Origin of the sequence: Haloarcula quadrata (genome assembly GCF_003634715.1) — an archaeon.
Lineage (GTDB): Archaea > Halobacteriota > Halobacteria > Halobacteriales > Haloarculaceae > Haloarcula > Haloarcula marismortui.
On record NZ_RBWW01000002.1, the window covers coordinates 44,925 to 62,007 of the forward strand.

A 17,083-nucleotide genomic window follows, 5' to 3' on the forward strand; every position below is an offset into this window, starting at 1 on the left:
CGCAGGGCGCCCCACGACTGGATCGCCCCGCACCCCTCCCGGGGGATGAACAACTCTACTCGTCGATCGGTTCGGGAGAACTGAGGTCAGCGTGGAGGACTTCGCCGTCGCGAACGACGTACCGCTTCGCCAGCACTGGGAAGCGACACTTAGTGAACCCCGCTGTCTGGATGTCGAGTTCCTCGTCAGCTTCGAGGTGGTCGGCAAGTTCTCGCAAGAATTCGTGGGTCACGATGCCGCCTTCGTAGTCAGGGAGGCCATTCTCGCGCGCCTCGTACACTTCAAAGTCGTCGTAGCCCCAGATCGTGAGTTCGCCTTCGTCGGTGACCTCCCAGCTGAGTGTTCCGAAGCAGTAGCCCTCACAGAGCTCGCGGACTGCCTGTGGATCCGATACGATCGCGCCGGTTGACGTCGTCGCAGCTTGTAGTGTCGCCATGTCTGGACTCGCGGGGAAGTCCCGCACCCCTCTTGGGGGGCGATAAACCGCCACTGGAGGTGCCACTGGCGTCGACGGCGACGCTGATCAGTCGTCTGTTGGGGCGTCTGGTCCGCTCCTGTCCCATCCGTTCTAGGCTAAGGCTGAGTTAGCAGGAAAACCACCAGATGTTACCGGGATGAGAAACCGGTGGAAAGTGAATGAAACTACCACCGGATGAGGTAATCGAAGAGCGGTTGGTGAATACTTTTCCAAACAGCCGGCTGCGCGAGCTGGCTCGCGCAACCGGACTGGTGCAGCGCGACGGCGGGAAGTTGGAAGCTGACGCTCTGTTCTGGGCGCTTGCGCTCGGATTTCTCTCAGCCGGGCACAGAACAATCGAAGCGTTCCGCCAAACCTACATCGATACCTTTGGTGGCACGATCAGGTACTCATCCTTCTACGAGTGGTTCACGCCTGAACTGTGTACATTCCTTCGAGAGGTCCTCAAGGAGGCCCTTGAGGACCTCGATCACGAGAGCGACCGTCTCCAAGGACGGTTTGAGGAGTTCCGTGAAGTCTTCATCGTGGATATGACAGTCATTACGCTGTTCCAGGAGCTGTTTGATGAGTTCCCTGGCTTTGGTGACGACCACGCTGGAGCGAAGCTCCACGTGGTCGAATCAACCAGTACAGGCCTCCCTACCGAGTTTTCTATCACAGACGCTCGCACGCACGAGTCAACGCAGTTGTCGACTGGACCATGGCTGGAGAACGCACTGCTGCTGTACGATCAGGCGTACTTCGAGTACCGGACGATGGACTTGATCGACACTAACGGCGGCTGGTTCCTGACGCGGTTGAAGCCAAACGCACAACCGAAGATCGTCGACGAACTCAGGGAATGGCGTGGCAACGCCATTTCTCTGGAGGGAGAAAAAGTTCAGGATATTCTGGACGATCTGCATCGTGACGTGATTGATGCCAAGAGCGAGGTCGAGTTCAAGCGACGCGTCTACAACGGCACGCGCAGCCGTGCCGTTGAGACGTTTCGCGTCGTTGGTGTCTGGAACGAGGACCAACAGCAGTACCACCTCTACATCACGAATCTTCCAGCTGACGACTACGCTGCCTCAGATATCGCAAAGCTCTACCAAGCTAGATGGGAAGTAGAGCTTCTCTTCCGTGAACTCAAGACTACATACGCCCTTGACAAGATGGATACAACCAAACCAGAGGTCGTTGAAGCGCTCATTCTGATCAGCCTCATTTCACTCGTTGTGAGCCGGACACTTCGAGAACTGTTCATCGAGATTCTCGAAGACAACTGCAGTGACGACGACATTGAGCCGTCGTCACTGCTGCCACGAGAGCGCTGGGCAAAGGCTGTGAGCCGCCGGAATGATCGGATACTCCGCCGAGTCGCTCGGCGACTCGGCTATGAGACGCCAAGTCTCGTCAAATCGCTGATGAACGACGGATTGAACCCGAACGCTCACCGTACCTTATTGCTTGAGGAGGTACAGTACAACTCGTTTGACGCCAAGCTCGCGTAATCCAGCGAGAACGCTGGATTCGCGTCGCTGGTTAGCTGCGCTACTCGGTCCAGATGGGCAATTCAGTGCTTCTTCCTCCTGAGAGAAGTTCAGGCTGTCACACACGAGCAGATCGAATCTTCAGCGCCAGTTATTCACCGTAGATGTATCACCAGCTCTGGCACAATCTCTGTCAGCCGAATCAAGTTAGACTAGAACGGATGGCTCCTGTCCTCTGGTCGCGTGAGTAGACTCACTTCTTCCAGGAGGTCTCTTGCAGTCTCGACTCGCTCTCGGTCCGCGTCGTCCAACTGGTCGACGTCGAGCCGGCTGAGATTGCTGAGCACACGATGCATCCGGTAGCCTTGTTCGACTTGCTGATTCATCGGAAGCGCCTCACCACTCGCCGGCGCAGAAAGACTCCTTACGAGACTGTCGTCGGCGCATCAGCGTCGCCACCAGTGCTCGCCGCGACGCGTTGCCGCCAGGAGGCCACTCTCATACCTGTCGTCCAGCATCGTGTCCGGGATGTGGGATGCCTCGCCGGTCGGCCGTAGTTGCTCAAAGTCAGAATATCGGTCGTACATCGGTTGATTCACAACTTCTGTCGGTATCGAATTTCAACGTCCGGACGGCTTCACTCGCATCCCATTCTTGATTATGCGAGACAGTACAAACATATATGAGAGTAGGGCGTGAACACTGCCCCAAGAGGTGCCAACCATGACCGAATCCCCGCGAGATGGGGTCCAATCGTGGACTGAGTCGATGAGCGCCCGCGACCGCATTCGGGCGGTCGCCGAGTCACTTCGCGAACCCCGCTCAGTCAATTGGATCAGCGAGCAGGCCGACGCCGCCTGGAGCACGACCAACGAGGAACTTCAGGATCTCGTCGACCAGGGCCAGTTGCGTCGCGTCGAGGCCGGCGAGACCACGCGCTACCACCCGGACTACACGCGACTGCTCTTCGAGGAGATCCGCACGCTCATCGAGGAAAACACCCGCGAGGAGCTGCGGAGCGAATTGGCCGCGATTACCGAGGAGATCGAGAAGTGGCAGGCGACCTACGACGTCGAGACGTGGGAGGAGCTCGAACAGTCGCTCGCCGACGGCGACCTCACAAGTGCGGAGCTCCGGGACCGGCGCGACGTCATCGCGTTCTGGCGCGAGAACGAGGAGGATCGCCGCCTCATCAAGCACGCACTGGAACTCTACTCCGACGTCGAAGCCGCCCGCGAGCAGATGACCGATGTGGCTGACCGCGCCACGAGTTAATCCTCCTCTCTCACAGAATGATCTTTCTTGCCGGTCGCGACCGCTATACACAGCGGACCCTCCTCCGCGACGTTCACGACCGATTGACGAACCAGCCAGGGTGTGAAGAGGTCCGCTATCGCCCGTCTCGACGCCGACCCCGGTACGTCATCGCGGATGTCGATCCGACGACGTTCCTGAGTGACTCGTACGACGCGGCGACAGCACGACTGGAGATTCGTTTCTGGTACCCCGCCGGCGTCGACCACGAATACTACCGCATCAACTGGGTCGAACCGGACCGCAATCTGATGCTCGGCTTCCACCAGGATGCCGACCATCCGGAGCTTGGGCCCTGTCACATCCAACTCAATCACGAAGACACGCCGGTTGATCGGCACGAGGCGACGTTTCTCGATGCGCATCCACTCGCCGTTCTCGATGACCGACTACAGCAGTTGCCGGCGGCGTTAGATGCGATTCACTGGAAGAATGGAGCGCCCTCGCTCCCTACCTGGCCCGTCTAGACAGCGAGTTCATCGAGCATCTGGTGATGCGTCCGTGCCGTGGTCGGCGTGACGTTTCCGGACTGGTCGATGTCACGGTGCGTTACCCACTGCCCCTGTTCTCGCCGCGATCTGTGGAGGCAAGCTGTTGCGACCCCTGCCGAATGAACACTCGCCGTGACTGACGTCGGACTTGAGGGTACTCACCGTATTAACCAACAGAAGCTATCTCCATCGGAGGCTGTTGGTTAACCGGCGAGATTCCTCCTGCCCTATTCGGGGGCAGGCCCGTAGCGGCCTGTGCTACACACCTGGCACTCCCAGATTGATTGGCACGATCGTGGGTCGCCAGGGAGCGATTCGCAGGTGTTACACTGTAACCGGGTTCCAGCGTCGCAGTGGTGAGGCTCGAGCTGATCCTGCGTCTGGAGGTTAGGTGACTGCTTGTCCCGATTGCTGTCCTCATCCCCAGTAGCATGCGAAATCTCAAGTGAGTCCAACTCCGGATTGAAACTAATGATGAAAGAGTTCGGTGACGGTGACATGTCTCAAAAAGACCGATTAGCTATCTTCGATTGTGATGGTGTTCTTGCGTATAGGAAAGGATCGTGGACTGCCATCCACGAGAAGATGGAAACTACAGACCACCAGCGTGAGCACCTCGAATTGTATCAAAGTGGGGCAATTGATATGAAAGAATGGTCGCGTATTACCGTTGAACATTGGGGCAACAGGAGGGCTGGGAACTTTCGGGAAGCAATAAATGAGGCAACTCCGATTGATGGAATTAGTACAGCAATCCAATCATTGAAGCACAAAGGATTCGTCGTCGGCGTAGTGAGTGCCGGTGTCTTACAATATGTGGAAAGTATAGTTGAAGAGGTACCCGTTGATTTTATTATATCCAACCATATTGACATTGAGAACGGGAAACTGACTGGTGAATCCGATATACAGGTAACCGATCTCAATAAGAAGGAAAAGTTTGAACATATCGTAGAGAAATACGGTATCAGCCCATCAAACGTAGCGTTGATTGGGGACTCAAAACACGACTTACAAAAAGTCCACCAAGACAACCTCGCTATTGCGTTCAACCCAGAGTCCCAAGCAGCTGTCGACAAATCGGATGTTGTTATTGAAGATGGGGATCTGGAGCTGATTCTAGATCCGGTCGACAGGTGGGTGGGGGAACAAATAAGTCCATCTGAACATACAGATACAAATTGAAATAATTATCTGTTAACTACAGAAGAAATTGGTGAAAACATGTCAGGTCAACGCAAAGGATTGCGCACAGAAGAATTGATGGAAAGAATCTATGAAGTGCTGGAGACTCATGAAGAGTTGTCGTACGACGAAATAATAGAAATTGATAAGTTTGACGACATCCCCGATTGGAAGCTTGAATTGGCTCTCAAGAAACTACTATACACCGGTGAAATCGCTGAAACGGAGTCCAATAATTATCGATTAGATTCGCGATCTACCCTCTAATATCGCCCTTGCGTTGTTATGGAGTTGGTCTGCTGTTTGGAGTATGTTCATACGGCTTGAGATAGGACATATTTCGGAACGGTCCGCATTCTCGATCTAATTCGATACTGCCTCTTGCTACGCTAATTAACCTCCAAACTCAATTGGTCTGCTGATCCTCCTCTTCTTCTTGAATGGAAGGTTCACTTGTGTCGTTGGGGCCGTTCTCTCTGGCCAGACTCATCGTAGCACCTGTAGTTTCAATCACATATGGTGGTAACTCTTCGGCCAGTTCCTCGGTGAGCCAAGAGTGAATTTGCCGGGGTTCGAGCGCATTTTTGATTTCAGGTGATATCAGGATCAAGGCTGTAAGGCAGACCAATGGATCGTGCGAATCAGCAATCCTCTTCAAACACTCTATTGTGTCTAAATCGCTGGAAGTAGCACACGTTCTGAGTTCTTGATAGGCAGATAACTCTTCCTTGTCAACACTCAAATGTGCTGGGCCTTCGACCGGTGCCTGTAGCCCGTCAATTGGTACATCACTTGCTTCAGAGACGATACTCAACGCAGCTTTACGGTATCTAGAAGACTCAATATTCTTTGACCCCGTCTGATTGAGTTCATCCTCCAATGCTTTGATAACCGAAGGATCAACCAGATATATCGCTGCGAGCGCTTGGTAATAGTGTTGATCGTTGTCAATATTATTGAGGTAACTCGCGATCTCTTCAACTGATAGTGAATTTAACATTTTGCGGGCAGAGTCTTCATTCCCCCATGCGACACGGCATAATACGACAGGAAAGTCTTGAGGTTCAACATTGAGCAATAGAGTGTCGAAATTGATCGCAAGTTCGGTGAATTGTTTGGGAGATACCCAAACCAGTTTCGCGATCACTTTCGCTAACTCCTCTGGTGGGAGGTCGGTGGATTTGAGTTGGTTTTCGATTCGCCTTGGATCGACATCTTCAGCGATTGATTCTGCTAGTGATTCAATCTCTCCGTAGGATATTGTTGTAAGGATGTCAGCTACCATCTGGGGCTTAACTGTCTCTAGTAGTGGGGCGAGTTTATCGCCGAACGTCCACGCAGCATCGATATTTAGCCGCGCCAGAATCTCTGTCGTCCAGGCCCATGCAGAAGCGCTATTGCTATCGCAGTCTTGAGCAAATTGATTCAATTCAGCGACTAACGCGTCATCAATGCGGTCTTCCCGCCCCAAGTACAAGGCAAAAAAGGACCCGAGGTTCTCGACGCTGGTGTTCGATGGGTTGATCCCTGTAGCAACGATCGTCGGGTCAATTCGATCAAGAAGCTTGTGAGCGAGTTCTCGCCCCTCCTCTTCCGTCTTCGTAATACCAGCTAAAATCTCTACAGTTAATTGTGGTTCGTATTCTATGTAGTTCTGAACAGCAGCTTCGTGCCATTCCATTGGATGGGATCGGCTGATTTCTCGCAATTTAGGCGGTATAGAGTGCCGCGACTCATAATGAGCTGTACTGATAATAAGCTGAGCAATTGATGAGTGATGGAGGGCAAAGGTGTTACCGGATGGTTTGAGAACTTCACCCTCTCTCACAAGCCCTCTTAGATCCGATCCCGATAAGTCAAGGAAGTTTGTTAGGAAAGATCTCGTAACCGCAACCTCAAATCGGTAAAGGCATGCAATAGCGATTAAAAATGGCGCCGGGTTTATCGGTTCGCTGAACCTGTCTGCATCAAGAACGTTGTCTGCGATCCACTCGTATATCGCTTCATCTGATACTTTACCTTTGTCGCTGTACGTTAGAAGAGCAGTTGACAAAAGATAGAGATCATGTCTGTGTTCTAAGCATTCTCTTCTAACACTTCTAAGCTCGTCTTCAGACAGTTCTTCCATCTCCAAGTACCGATCAACTATCGAGCTTGCGACTGTCTCTGATACGATTTGATAGTGCTTGGTTGTGAAGCTCTCGAGGCGCTCGTCTTGGTTTCGGGGATAATTTTGTACAGGTCGAGTCGCATATACCAACGTTATGGACTGAGTAGCAAATCGTTCTGCTACGTCGATCAGTTGAACGGGGTCGAGGTGGATGTCATCTACGAGGACGTAAGCCCCTTCAGGCAATGAATTTATTTCGTCTGCCAGCCGATCGAGACGACTGCGGTCGACATCTTTCAATCGAAGTATAGAAGCTTCTTGTCCCGTAAGATTTTCATCACTTATTAACTTCTTACCAATACTGTACAATAAGAAAGATTTACCGCACGCGGGTTTACCTTCAATTACAAAGAGCCCGTCATCATCCGCAGTGACGTGATTAAATATTCTGTCAAGCATTGGGTGGTCAACGACATAATTTTCCTCAAAATCGACCCAGGCAGGTGGAGTTCGGAAGAACTCTCCTACATCCCCTTGAGAGTCTACATCTTGCTCCTGTCGAAGCATCGCCACTAACGGCGTAAGTAATTCTAATCTTTGGTCATCTCCGTCATCAATGTTGCTCTCTTCACCTCTCCTGAGATATTCGACGACTGCTTGAACCACAATCGATCCTAAGAAAGCACCTAGCATGGCTCGGAATATCGTCAGAGTGACTGGTGATGGATACTGAAGCCACAGGAATCCAGAACTGAGAACAAGGACTCCAGAGACAGCAATTAATACCAGCGCACGCCGCCGGTTGAGACCGTATAAACTCATCTCAGGTCCCACATACGAAAACCGTATCCTTCGACAAGGAAGGCTCGTTCAACCGCTTTTTCACTCGTTCTGATTGAAAGAATTGAATCGGCATTTAATGACTCAACCTCTTCCCCAGCTCGGTCCATATCTATTGTCAAATCAGAGTAAGAGCGGGAGTCTCCGACATTGTCTCGAGATATGCACATTATATTCGTGTCATATTTCGATCCCAACCAAAACAACGCCTGTTCAGCCACCGCTTGGTCAACACCTTCCACAGCATCAAGTGAATCAATCAACAATACATCTACCTCTCTGAATTTGATAAGAGTATACAACATACTACGTAGCCCCGGCTCATCAATTATTTCGATTGCGAGATCGCCTTTTGGAATGTGAGAAAGGAGGTCAACACCGGTACCAGTTGCTTGGTTTAATGCTTCTCTTCCGTCTTCTTGACTGCCGACAATAAGGTATCTGCAAACTTGTCCGGCTTTGAGTGCGGACTCCAGAATATTTTCACACACGAGGGTCTTGCCCGATCCAGAAACACCCCGAATGGAAATACTCGCGCTTTCCGGAAGTTCTTCTAGTATCTTGTCAATTTCGGGATCCTCAAAACAGGGTAGACTCAAGTTCACACATAATGTGCCTTCATATCACTCCGACATTAAGATTTGGGACCAATATATGGACAAAAGCTACAGAGAAATACCTGGGAACCAATTTAAGCCAATAACTGGGGTGAGGAAGCTATCCTCCCTACCCCTGATGAAGTATCAGGTTTACCATCTAGTCCAATAGATCACCCAACTAATCATTCCAGCTGTTGTATCTCCGGTCCGTAGCGGCACGCCCCACACTCTCGACACTCCCAGATTGGTTGCCCCGACCAGGTGTCGTACGGGAGCGATTCGTAGGTGGTGAACCGATGCCCTGTTTCGGATTCGCAGTGGTGACACTTGAGCTGAACTCGTGTCCGGAGATTGGATGGCTGCTCGTCCTGATCGCTATCCCCGCTTGATTCCTGGAGTGCGATTCCCGGGACCAGCCACATCGGGTCATCAGCTGTCTCGAGCATCGTATCGAGACGCGATCCAGTCCGGAGGGCTTCTCCTCGTTCGTCGTAGAGGCACGCCCCGGCCTCCTGCGCTCCTGCGAACGTCGAATGCTCCTGACCGTTCATCCGGCTGTGTTGAATCGCCATAAGGCGGTGGAATTCACTGTTTGACGGCACGTTTGATGTTATAGACGACACACATCAGGGCGATTTCTCGGAACTCACGAAACCAGGAACGCGCTCGCACGGCGAAGCCGAGCGAGCGCTTCACGGCCGAATTAACGGTCTCAGTCATAGAGCGCTGATTGTAGCGTTGTTTGTCGATTCTGGCGTTGTGAGCGTGGTCGTAGGGAGCGAAGATGCGGTGCTTGATGAGCGGTCTGATGCCGAGTTCACGCAGTGCTTTACGGAGCGCTTGCTTGTCGTAGCCTTTATCGGCCGCTAGAGACCGCAGATCGCCCGCGTTCCGGCGGACGATCTGCTCAGCGAGGTCTGCGTCGCTTCCTTCCCGAGTCGTTGAGCAGTGTACGTCAAGGATTGCTTGGGTCTCTGTATCGACGAGTTTCGTGACTTTCAGCTTCTGGACGCGGTAGCTTATGCGCTGGCAGTAGTGACGGCTCGCTGCTGAGCGTTCGTAGAATGTAGCGTCGATAGCAGCGTGTTTCGATGGGTCGTGCAGCTGCGCCGACTGGCGCAGCAACACTCGGCAGACGCTCATTTCGATTCGGTCGAACGCTTTACACAACGTAGATGGAGAGGGGAGATCGGCCGCGCTGAGGCCGATCTCCCCGATTATTTGTGGCATCTCTTTGAGCAGGTCAATCGTCATCCGGTAGGATGTATCAAGATAGATCCGCAGACAATGCAGGGAAACGATGGCATAGTCGGCGAATCCGCCGCCGCCTTCCGGGGCGGCGGATTCGTCTCCATCACCGGTAACAACTTGAGCAATCGGCACAATCTCACCAGTGAAGCGGGAGATTTGTGTCATAGGCAACCGAATCATCCCGCTTCAACTCCTTTGATTTAGCGACCTATCCCGACGCCGTCTAGTGATTCAACAGAGCCGTTCATCCGGTCTCGGATAGCCGTGAGCAGTTGCTCCCCGGTTTCTGAGGAAACCTTCGAAGCATCCGGTAGCGACGGCCACTGATCGACCAGCTGCGACGCAGGCCCCTCAGTGAGGTCGTAGATGAGTTGATGCTCGGTGATGCCCTCGGTCTCGCTGTTGACGAGCAGATTCCCGGCGGCTGCCCCCTTCGCGACAGCGCCGTAGAACGTCGACGACTCGACGAGCGTGAACACGATTCCCACGAGTGTTGCTTCTCGGCCAGTCTCTGTTGTTGCGGTGTCGGAGTCGCCGAGATGGTTGGTGAGACAGAATCGGCATTTAGTCTGTGACGCCGGTATCGTTGCCCCACAAGATCTGCACTCTGCCTTGTCGTCAGTTTGATTCCCAGGGTATCCTGTTTCGACCGACGCATACCGCTGTCGACGAGGGGCGGTGTTGGTGCGATCGTCCAGCTGATGATCGGGCCTTCGGGACGCTTCACCGAGCGGACGTAGTTCCTCGAAATCGTAGTCGCGGCCGGTCATAGAGAGATCTACAGAGAGCATGTCCCGTTTTCCGGTTTAAATGATAGGCCGACAAAAAGCGAACAAGTTCCTGAGTGGTCGGACTGAGATTCAGACAACCTGTTCTTCGAGGGTGTCGCGGTGGTTTCTGACGGTCGCGGTCGACGTGTTGGCGACCTCGGCGATATCAGACTGGGTTAGCCACCGACCCGCCTCCTGTCCGGCCTTATAGAGACAGGCGGCAGCGAAGCCGGCGGGATGGACGCCAGTCGTCACGCCGACGTCCTCAGCCGCTTCGGCAAGTGCTCGCGCTCGACGTCGGATCCGCTCCGGACAGTCGAGGTCAGATGCGAGCCGCGGAATGTACATCGTCGGCGTCGCGGGTTTGGCCGGGAGTCCCAGTTCCTCGTTGAGTGTCTTGTAGGCGTTCGTGACCCGTGATTCCCCGACTGTCGCGACCCCCACGATGTCGTCGAGGAGCTGCGACCGGCCGTTACATCGGCACGCCCCGTACACGCTGGCTGCGGCGATCGCCTCGATGGATCTGCCTCGGAGCAGATCTTGATTCTGGGCGCTCCGGAAGAGCTGGCACGCCTGGTCACGGACCGACTCGGAGAGTTCGAGGGCACTTGCCAACCGACGCACTTCGCCCAGTCCGTGGGCGAGGTTCTGTTCGGCTTTCGACCGCCACCGGCCACGGGTCTGTTCGCGCCGCATCCGGGCGAGCCGCCGGCGCTTTCGTGCGGAGAGTTCGTTCCCGTTCGCGTCGGTTCCCCGCCCGATCTCGGTCGAGAGGCCTCGGTCGTGACGCGCTGCTGTCAGCGGAGCACCCGTCCGTTCCCGCTCGTCCTCATCGTACGCTCGACATTCCGGCCCGTGATCGAGACGTTGCTCCTGAATGACGAGGCCACACTCCTCGCAGACGGTTTCCTCTATATTCGTAGTGACGTGCCCGTCGCACTCGGGACACTGGTTTGCGCTCGACTCCGTTTGGATGTCTTCGTCGAATCCAGTTTCGTAGATGTCTCTAGTTGCCATATTTCTCACCGTACTGAGGAACTCGCCAGTACGGCGAACCCCTCACCCATCGAGGGGCAAATAGACCTTTTGCGGGACCGACAGGGTCGTGTTTTGGGGAAGTTTCAAACGTTATTCTTGTCTACGCATATCATAATGAGAAGCGGAGATTCTGAGCCAGATTACTACGTTTCACGTCCAGAGGTTGAGGATCAGATATTCGGTTTCATTGATGGGAACGTTGGCCTGATTCACATAGCAGGGGAGCCGGGAGTGGGAAAGACGTGGATCATAAACCAGATCGAGCGAGCCTATACCGGGAACAAGGACGTTGAAATTGCTTCAATCGGCGGCCATCTCGATGTTGAAGACTTCTACGGTATCATCTATCGAACCATTCTCAAAAATCTACCCGAAGACAAGAAGGAGGAAGGTTGGCGACTGACTGGCTTGGGTGGAAGCGCTGCTGGATTTGGCGCAAGTGCGTCGTGGGATACTGAAGAAGCCGATGCGCCTCAAGTAAAGTTCAGGTATCGAGACGTGCTCGAGGAAGCCGCCGAACAATACACCCCGAAGATCATCACTTGCTACTCTGTATCGACGATATCCACAAACTTGGCATCGACGAGAACGCAGTCAAGGATGCTATTCAGGAAGCAGCGGATCTACTAACCGAGAACATCACTCTGATTACTGCTGGCCAGCTCTCATTTGATCGACTTGACACCGAGGTTACCATCTCCACCTTCACAAAACAACAGACCAAATCCCTACTTCAGGCCGAGTTTAATCATATTTCTGAAGAGAGGGTGACGAAAATACATCAGGAATTAGGTGGCCATCCGCTCTACATCGGGTTACTAACTGAAAGTAACGAACCTGATGATATCCCGGAAATACCGAAAGGAGAGGTATACGATGAGATTCAGCAACGGTATCTCCAATCGCTTTCAGGCGACGAACAACGGTTCCTCCGGCTAACATCTCCTCTCTCTGAACTCGACGAACGCCTGTGTACAGCGGTCATTCCCGACGACGAACCGTTCGACAGCGTAAGTATTGACCGGCTACTTCGAGGACTCAGTGAACGAGTAATTACTCAAGATCTCGGATGGAACGATAACGGTACTAAATCGTATCGGATTCATGATACCTTCCGCGAATTCCTCCAGCAGCGGCTCGACCGAGAAAAAGAAACACAGGTGCATCGAAACGGCTCAATTGAATCCGGCGAATTTCGGCGTTTCAGCGTTCAATTGCCTGCTCCACGTTGTAAACGCCGGCTATGAGCGTTATCTCCCGGAACTGGCGGAACCAGTCACGCGCTCGGACGGCGGAGCCGTGCGAGCGCTTGATTGAGGAGTTGACGGACTCGGTCTGTGATCGCTGACCATAGAGCTCGTCGTCTATTCGGGCGTTGTGTGCGTGATCGTAAGGAGCGAAAACACGGTGCTTTATCAGCGGACGAATCCCGGCGTTTCGAAGCTCCTCACGGAAGCTCATGTCATCATAGCCTTTGTCAGCGGCCAAGCTTCGAAGGTCGCCCGCGTTCCGCAGGGCGACCTTCGGGCCGATCTTGGTTTCGTCAGGCCACTTCGTGCTGCAGTGTAAGTCAAGAATTGCTCCCTCAGCTGTATCTACGAGAAACGTCGTCTGGATCGTTTTGACGGAACGATCAATCCGTCGCAAGTAGTGAGACGATGCCTGCTGACGGTCGAAGTAGGTGGCATCAATTGCGGCGTGACCATTCTGGTCCAGCAGCTCCGCCGACCGGCGGAGCAGCTGTCGCCAGACAGTCATCGATGCCCGTTTGAACGCCTTACACAGCGTCGAAGGCGCGGGAAACTCCCCGCGTTGAAGATTCAATACCGCTCGAACACGTTCCATCTCTTCGGCCCAGTCGATGATTTCCTCGTACTCCGCGCTCATGTGTTCGCGCAGATAGAGCAAGACTGCGTGCTTCCAGCCGGCAAACCCGTTGCCGGCTGGATCACTCAGTTCCATCAGCGCAGCGTCAGTAAGCTTTTGAGCGAGTGAAGCCACTTGCTTCACGAAGCGGAAGAGGGTGTTGTGCATAACATTACTCTCCCGCTTCATACCCGTGATTCTAACGACCTATCCCGGCGCCGTCTGTGGATTCAATTGAGCCGTTTCAAGCTAATCAGGAGGCTGCCAGTGACTGCCTACGGAATCACGACATCTTTCATCCGTCCCTCACAGCGGCGACACGTGAGTTCCCTGCTCGGTGCCGTTGTCCGATAGCCACAGTTGGTACATTTGAACTCTTTTTGCTCTTTCGCAAGTGGGTCTCGCCGGCTCATATGGCATATTTAGTATCCCTATAGTAATAATTCTTTTCGGCCATCATATCATTCACCCAATTACACTATGAGCACATCTCTCCGGTAGTAAGAGAGTATATACAATGGGTTATTATAGTGAAATGTGGCGTATAGAATAACCTATAGCGGGGGTAGTTGAACCCCACCTGAGAGACTATCACCTACTGGCGTTTGTTCACGTTATTCCAGCCGTTGAATCCTCGCGAGAAACACATCCAATCCAACAAAACCGACCAACAACTGCGACACCATACCCGAATCAGAATGGGTGCGACAAGTGCTCTGCAGGGATGGAGTTTCGCACGGTTACGAGTGGATCGACGACTTGGCTTATTTCGAGTCCGCCAACAAGACTGGAAAACAGGTATGCCTCTGTCTTCGACATGTCGTGATCGGCTTGCAAGAGGTCAAGGATATCACGGTTAGCCAATTTGACTGCCTCTTCCATCGTGTCGGCGCTGGCGATTGACTTGATATTCTCACCCGTATCTACAATGGGACGGTCGAGTCCAACACCGGGGTCCGAAATCACTGAAACCGTGACATCGATTTCGGTCCCGATTTCGGCACCTGTCCCGCACATCTCTCCGTCGGCCATAGCGGCCTTGGAGTCGCCCATCGCCAACATTGCCCCGTCCTGAAATACGGGGAAGTAAGCAGTGGTTCCGCCGGTCATGTCGGTGGTATCGAGGTTCCCACCATGGTCGTGAGGGGTCAGTGTCGTGATGGTCTCTTCTGCGGTAGCCACACCAATTGTCCCGATCATCGGCTCGATCGGAACTTCGTGGCCGTCGAATTCGATCGTGTCACCATCGACTTCGGTGATTCGGGTCGCAGGGTGTTCAATCTCTTCGTCGTCTTGTAGCAATCCGAAGTCCGGCGTCGTGACCACTCGGCCCTGCCCCTCGGTGACCCGCACCGCTTCAATCTCGACCGCCAAGATGTCACCGGGCTCAGCACCCTCTACTTCGATTGGGCCGGTCGCTGCGTTCACTTCGTCCGGAATCGAATCAAGGAGGTCGTCACCAGTCTGAATCGTTTTATTGAGACTATCGACAGTCTCGATTGTGAGCGATTCCCCGTCGGCAGCTGTATAGACCGGATCCATCTCCGGAGAGAACTCGTAGATGTGGCCGTCCTCGTCGAATGAGACACATCGGCGTGACATATAGATTCTCTTCGGGCAAATGCTACAAAAAAGTCTCCCCGATACGCTGGGACGCGCTCAACCGCTGTGTTTTCGTCCGCTGCGGTTGTTGCTGAAGCCAGCCGAGGCATAACTGTCTGAGAGAGCCCGTGAGCGTACCCACAAGGCAACTGGCCTGGCTCGCTAGCTCATCCCCTTACTCTCGGCCACTGGGGTCGATACCGAGCCAGACCGCGATATATCGATACGCGAAGACAACAACAAGGATAATACCGAATTCGAGCCAGATTGCAATGTCACCCACAACGGCCTGGGATAGTTCAAGAATGAAAAATACCAGCAGCAACATTGCAATATAGTAGAGCGCGAGTTCAACGAGTTAATTTTTCTCCATACACCTCTTACGTCGAGCCCCCTCTCAAACCCTGTCCTCTATATTGGTAGGGAAGCCACACGCAGGCACAATCCACTACGGAAGGTTCGAAACCCGACCACTGGACCAAGCTGTTTCCTGTTAGAGCGTGTCATAGAAACATCCAGAACTGGGACCACTCAGGGTAGAAAATATTGGGATGGGAAGCTTTGTTGAAATACTATTAGTTTGACACTGATACCGCTGAAACAGCCGTTAGGTAGCTACTGCGAACTGAACAGTGAAAGAACTATTCAGATAGAGATGATAATTTCAGAACATGAACACAGATAGCCATGACTCTGGAAAGGGCCTCGGTTTTTATTTTCGCCGCTTAGCACTTGTTTTACTTGTCCTATTTGCCTTTAGAGGCGCTACAGGAGATATCCGTGAGTTTGTTGTTAATGGTAACTGGCTGGCTGGGAGCTTCGGTGTCATAGTTGTGAGTGTAATCGCCTATTGGCTTTTTAATCTATGCGTTGGCTCTTATAATGAGGGATAAAACTCCTGTACTGATCGGTTCATGGCCTGTTGTACAAGTCGCTACTACCGAAATCGTATATTATCAATCTCAACTAGGCGAATACAACGCTCAGTAGAACTGCGCGCTAAACGAGTCACACCGAGTTTAATTCGAAGTAGTCAATCTCGAGTTCTCTATTGCCTTTCCCGTTGGTATCTGAGTCGAGGATCAAATAGAGATTGTCGTTATTTGCAGCGATTTGTTGCTCTTCTGAATCTGTGAAGGGGTAGCTGTTGGTCCCCGTGGCAAGGACTTGTCGAGTCGTGAGCTGCTGGCCAGCACCATTGACGAGATAGAATCCAAAGGAGCCACTGCCGATCTGAATGCGCTCTATGTCGAAGAGCATCTCGTACTCAGCGGCTGTCTCGTCTACCGCCGGCAGTGAGTATCCAACTTTAAGGTCCTCCTGCCCCCCCGAAGAGAGAGCTGCCGCAGTTGTACTATCGTCGTCGTTGACTGCAGCGGGATTCTCGATATTCCCACTCGGATCTGTTGGTTGAGGGGCGTCACCATCATTACCATCACGATAGTTGTTCGAATCGCCGTAGTCGAATGTGCAGCTGATATCGACGTAGGACCTGGGACTGGTTCTCCGGGTCGCAGTAACCGATATGTCGTCCGTTGTCGCCGAAAAATCGAGGACAACTTGATATGAATCCCCGAGATCATCGGTTTCGTTGGTACAACTGATGTCCACGTCAAACTGGCCGAAGCCTGTGTTCCGGACGGTAGCATCAACTGGTGGAGAAGTAACCTCTGTCCCGTCCTGTGTAACCAACTTCACAACACTCACATCGATATCTGACTCAGACAGCGAACCGATGTTATCGGTTATTTCGTACACGGTTGCCGTGTCATTCTCTCCAGAGACCTGAGCAGTTCTAGATGTATCGACCAATCCGAGAAGTGCGTTGGCATCTGCTGCCGTGTCAAGGTCGCTTTCGCGGCGAGCACTGGTTTGTGTAAACGCAAGCGACTCAGATACCAGCAGCATGCCACCTCCAGCTATAAAACCGAGAGCAGCGCGACGTGTGAACGACTGTTTATCCATCGTAGAGTAGAATATGCCGTATACGCTCCTCTTGGTTACACTTACGTGACCGATATTTGATAACACTATTGATTTTTGAAATGAAAGGGTGAAACAGTCGAT

At 52.9% G+C, this 17,083-nt stretch carries 19 protein-coding genes; 6 read left to right on the forward strand and 13 right to left on the reverse strand.

Going from position 1 to position 17,083, the window contains the following annotated elements:
• Nucleotides 1-55 precede the first annotated feature (55 nt).
• A complete protein-coding gene (locus tag BDK61_RS17370; RefSeq protein WP_121303976.1) occupies nt 56-436 on the reverse strand; it encodes a hypothetical protein in 381 nt (126 codons plus the stop codon).
• 200 nt (nt 437-636) lie between these two features.
• Here BDK61_RS17370 and BDK61_RS17375 point away from each other — a divergent pair, with 200 nt between their 5' ends.
• Nucleotides 637-1,971, forward strand: coding sequence for an IS4 family transposase (locus BDK61_RS17375; RefSeq protein ID WP_244209796.1), 1,335 nt, complete (start codon nt 637-639; stop codon nt 1,969-1,971).
• Between the two features lie 191 nt (nt 1,972-2,162).
• Here BDK61_RS17375 and BDK61_RS23550 read toward each other — a convergent pair whose 3' ends face one another.
• On the reverse strand, nt 2,163-2,336 hold the full coding sequence (locus BDK61_RS23550; RefSeq protein WP_167467396.1) for a hypothetical protein: 174 nt from the start codon (nt 2,334-2,336) through the stop codon (nt 2,163-2,165).
• Nucleotides 2,337-2,396: 60 nt separating this feature from the next.
• Complete coding sequence (locus tag BDK61_RS23555; RefSeq protein ID WP_167467393.1) at nt 2,397-2,537, reverse strand: hypothetical protein; 141 nt, start codon at nt 2,535-2,537, stop codon at nt 2,397-2,399.
• A 136-nt stretch (nt 2,538-2,673) separates the two neighbouring features.
• On the opposite strand from BDK61_RS23555, the gene BDK61_RS17380 reads away from it, so the two are divergent.
• The 3 genes from BDK61_RS17380 to BDK61_RS17400 all read left to right on the forward strand — a co-directional run bounded on the left by BDK61_RS17380 (nt 2,674) and on the right by BDK61_RS17400 (nt 4,940).
• Entirely contained in the window at nt 2,674-3,225 is a 552-nt protein-coding gene (locus BDK61_RS17380) for a DUF7342 family protein (protein ID WP_121304408.1), read from the forward strand.
• Nucleotides 3,226-3,242: 17 nt separating this feature from the next.
• Nucleotides 3,243-3,731 carry a hypothetical protein gene (locus BDK61_RS17385; RefSeq protein ID WP_121303977.1) on the forward strand — a complete coding sequence of 163 codons (489 nt, stop codon included), beginning with the start codon at nt 3,243-3,245 and terminating at the stop codon, nt 3,729-3,731.
• A 495-nt stretch (nt 3,732-4,226) separates the two neighbouring features.
• Nucleotides 4,227-4,940: an HAD family hydrolase gene (locus tag BDK61_RS17400; RefSeq protein ID WP_121303979.1), complete on the forward strand. Its 714-nt coding sequence runs from the start codon at nt 4,227-4,229 to the stop codon at nt 4,938-4,940.
• 406 nt (nt 4,941-5,346) lie between these two features.
• Here BDK61_RS17400 and BDK61_RS17410 read toward each other — a convergent pair whose 3' ends face one another.
• The 6 genes from BDK61_RS17410 to BDK61_RS17435 form a co-directional block, all read right to left on the reverse strand.
• Nucleotides 5,347-7,884 (reverse strand): hypothetical protein, encoded by a 2,538-nt coding sequence (locus BDK61_RS17410; RefSeq protein WP_148709156.1) that lies wholly within the window; start codon nt 7,882-7,884, stop codon nt 5,347-5,349.
• On the reverse strand, nt 7,869-8,495 hold the full coding sequence (locus BDK61_RS17415) for an RAD55 family ATPase (RefSeq protein WP_121303982.1): 627 nt from the start codon (nt 8,493-8,495) through the stop codon (nt 7,869-7,871). Before BDK61_RS17415 ends, BDK61_RS17410 begins: the two co-directional genes overlap by 16 nt.
• 176 nt (nt 8,496-8,671) lie before the next feature.
• The gene (locus tag BDK61_RS17420; protein ID WP_121303983.1) at nt 8,672-9,061 is read right to left on the reverse strand and encodes a hypothetical protein; all 390 of its coding nucleotides are present in this window, start codon (nt 9,059-9,061) and stop codon (nt 8,672-8,674) included.
• A gap of 13 nt (nt 9,062-9,074) precedes the next feature.
• The gene (locus tag BDK61_RS17425; protein WP_121303441.1) at nt 9,075-9,905 is read right to left on the reverse strand and encodes an IS5 family transposase; all 831 of its coding nucleotides are present in this window, start codon (nt 9,903-9,905) and stop codon (nt 9,075-9,077) included.
• Between the two features lie 35 nt (nt 9,906-9,940).
• A complete protein-coding gene (locus BDK61_RS23075; RefSeq protein ID WP_148709157.1) occupies nt 9,941-10,228 on the reverse strand; it encodes a hypothetical protein in 288 nt (95 codons plus the stop codon).
• Between the two features lie 372 nt (nt 10,229-10,600).
• A complete protein-coding gene (locus BDK61_RS17435; RefSeq protein ID WP_121303985.1) occupies nt 10,601-11,527 on the reverse strand; it encodes a transcription initiation factor IIB in 927 nt (308 codons plus the stop codon).
• Between the two features lie 135 nt (nt 11,528-11,662).
• On the opposite strand from BDK61_RS17435, the gene BDK61_RS17440 reads away from it, so the two are divergent.
• On the forward strand, nt 11,663-12,178 hold the full coding sequence (locus tag BDK61_RS17440) for a hypothetical protein (RefSeq protein ID WP_148709158.1): 516 nt from the start codon (nt 11,663-11,665) through the stop codon (nt 12,176-12,178).
• The gene (locus tag BDK61_RS23080) at nt 12,091-12,795 is read left to right on the forward strand and encodes a hypothetical protein (protein ID WP_148709159.1); all 705 of its coding nucleotides are present in this window, start codon (nt 12,091-12,093) and stop codon (nt 12,793-12,795) included. The genes BDK61_RS17440 and BDK61_RS23080 overlap by 88 nt, the downstream gene beginning before the upstream one ends.
• Here BDK61_RS23080 and BDK61_RS17445 read toward each other — a convergent pair.
• The 4 genes from BDK61_RS17445 to BDK61_RS17460 all read right to left on the reverse strand — a co-directional run bounded on the left by BDK61_RS17445 (nt 12,752) and on the right by BDK61_RS17460 (nt 17,047).
• Nucleotides 12,752-13,603 (reverse strand): IS5-like element ISHma10 family transposase, encoded by an 852-nt coding sequence (locus BDK61_RS17445; protein WP_121301968.1) that lies wholly within the window; start codon nt 13,601-13,603, stop codon nt 12,752-12,754. The two genes, BDK61_RS23080 and BDK61_RS17445, sit on opposite strands and share 44 nt — an antisense overlap.
• An 86-nt stretch (nt 13,604-13,689) precedes the next feature.
• Complete coding sequence (locus BDK61_RS23560) at nt 13,690-13,827, reverse strand: DUF7129 domain-containing putative zinc-binding protein (RefSeq protein WP_164734791.1); 138 nt, start codon at nt 13,825-13,827, stop codon at nt 13,690-13,692.
• Nucleotides 13,828-14,107: 280 nt separating this feature from the next.
• Nucleotides 14,108-15,016 (reverse strand): acetamidase/formamidase family protein, encoded by a 909-nt coding sequence (locus BDK61_RS17450; RefSeq protein WP_121303987.1) that lies wholly within the window; start codon nt 15,014-15,016, stop codon nt 14,108-14,110.
• Between the two features lie 1,008 nt (nt 15,017-16,024).
• Complete coding sequence (locus BDK61_RS17460; RefSeq protein WP_148709160.1) at nt 16,025-17,047, reverse strand: hypothetical protein; 1,023 nt, start codon at nt 17,045-17,047, stop codon at nt 16,025-16,027.
• Nucleotides 17,048-17,083 lie beyond the last annotated feature (36 nt).

What these genes read in the sequence shown, in the direction of transcription:
- BDK61_RS17370 (WP_121303976.1), bottom strand. Translation starts at nt 436, where the DNA reads ATGGCGACACTACAAGCTGCGACGACGTCAACCGGCGCGATCGTATCG.
- BDK61_RS17375 (WP_244209796.1), top strand. Translation starts at nt 637, where the DNA reads ATGAAACTACCACCGGATGAGGTAATCGAAGAGCGGTTGGTGAATACT.
- BDK61_RS23550 (WP_167467396.1), bottom strand. Translation starts at nt 2,336, where the DNA reads ATGAATCAGCAAGTCGAACAAGGCTACCGGATGCATCGTGTGCTCAGC.
- BDK61_RS23555 (WP_167467393.1), bottom strand. Translation starts at nt 2,537, where the DNA reads ATGTACGACCGATATTCTGACTTTGAGCAACTACGGCCGACCGGCGAG.
- BDK61_RS17380 (WP_121304408.1), top strand. Translation starts at nt 2,674, where the DNA reads ATGACCGAATCCCCGCGAGATGGGGTCCAATCGTGGACTGAGTCGATG.
- BDK61_RS17385 (WP_121303977.1), top strand. Translation starts at nt 3,243, where the DNA reads ATGATCTTTCTTGCCGGTCGCGACCGCTATACACAGCGGACCCTCCTC.
- BDK61_RS17400 (WP_121303979.1), top strand. Translation starts at nt 4,227, where the DNA reads ATGATGAAAGAGTTCGGTGACGGTGACATGTCTCAAAAAGACCGATTA.
- BDK61_RS17420 (WP_121303983.1), bottom strand. Translation starts at nt 9,061, where the DNA reads ATGGCGATTCAACACAGCCGGATGAACGGTCAGGAGCATTCGACGTTC.
- BDK61_RS17425 (WP_121303441.1), bottom strand. Translation starts at nt 9,905, where the DNA reads ATGACACAAATCTCCCGCTTCACTGGTGAGATTGTGCCGATTGCTCAA.
- BDK61_RS17435 (WP_121303985.1), bottom strand. Translation starts at nt 11,527, where the DNA reads ATGGCAACTAGAGACATCTACGAAACTGGATTCGACGAAGACATCCAA.
- BDK61_RS17440 (WP_148709158.1), top strand. Translation starts at nt 11,663, where the DNA reads ATGAGAAGCGGAGATTCTGAGCCAGATTACTACGTTTCACGTCCAGAG.
- BDK61_RS17445 (WP_121301968.1), bottom strand. Translation starts at nt 13,603, where the DNA reads ATGAAGCGGGAGAGTAATGTTATGCACAACACCCTCTTCCGCTTCGTG.
- BDK61_RS23560 (WP_164734791.1), bottom strand. Translation starts at nt 13,827, where the DNA reads ATGAGCCGGCGAGACCCACTTGCGAAAGAGCAAAAAGAGTTCAAATGT.
- BDK61_RS17450 (WP_121303987.1), bottom strand. Translation starts at nt 15,016, where the DNA reads ATGTCACGCCGATGTGTCTCATTCGACGAGGACGGCCACATCTACGAG.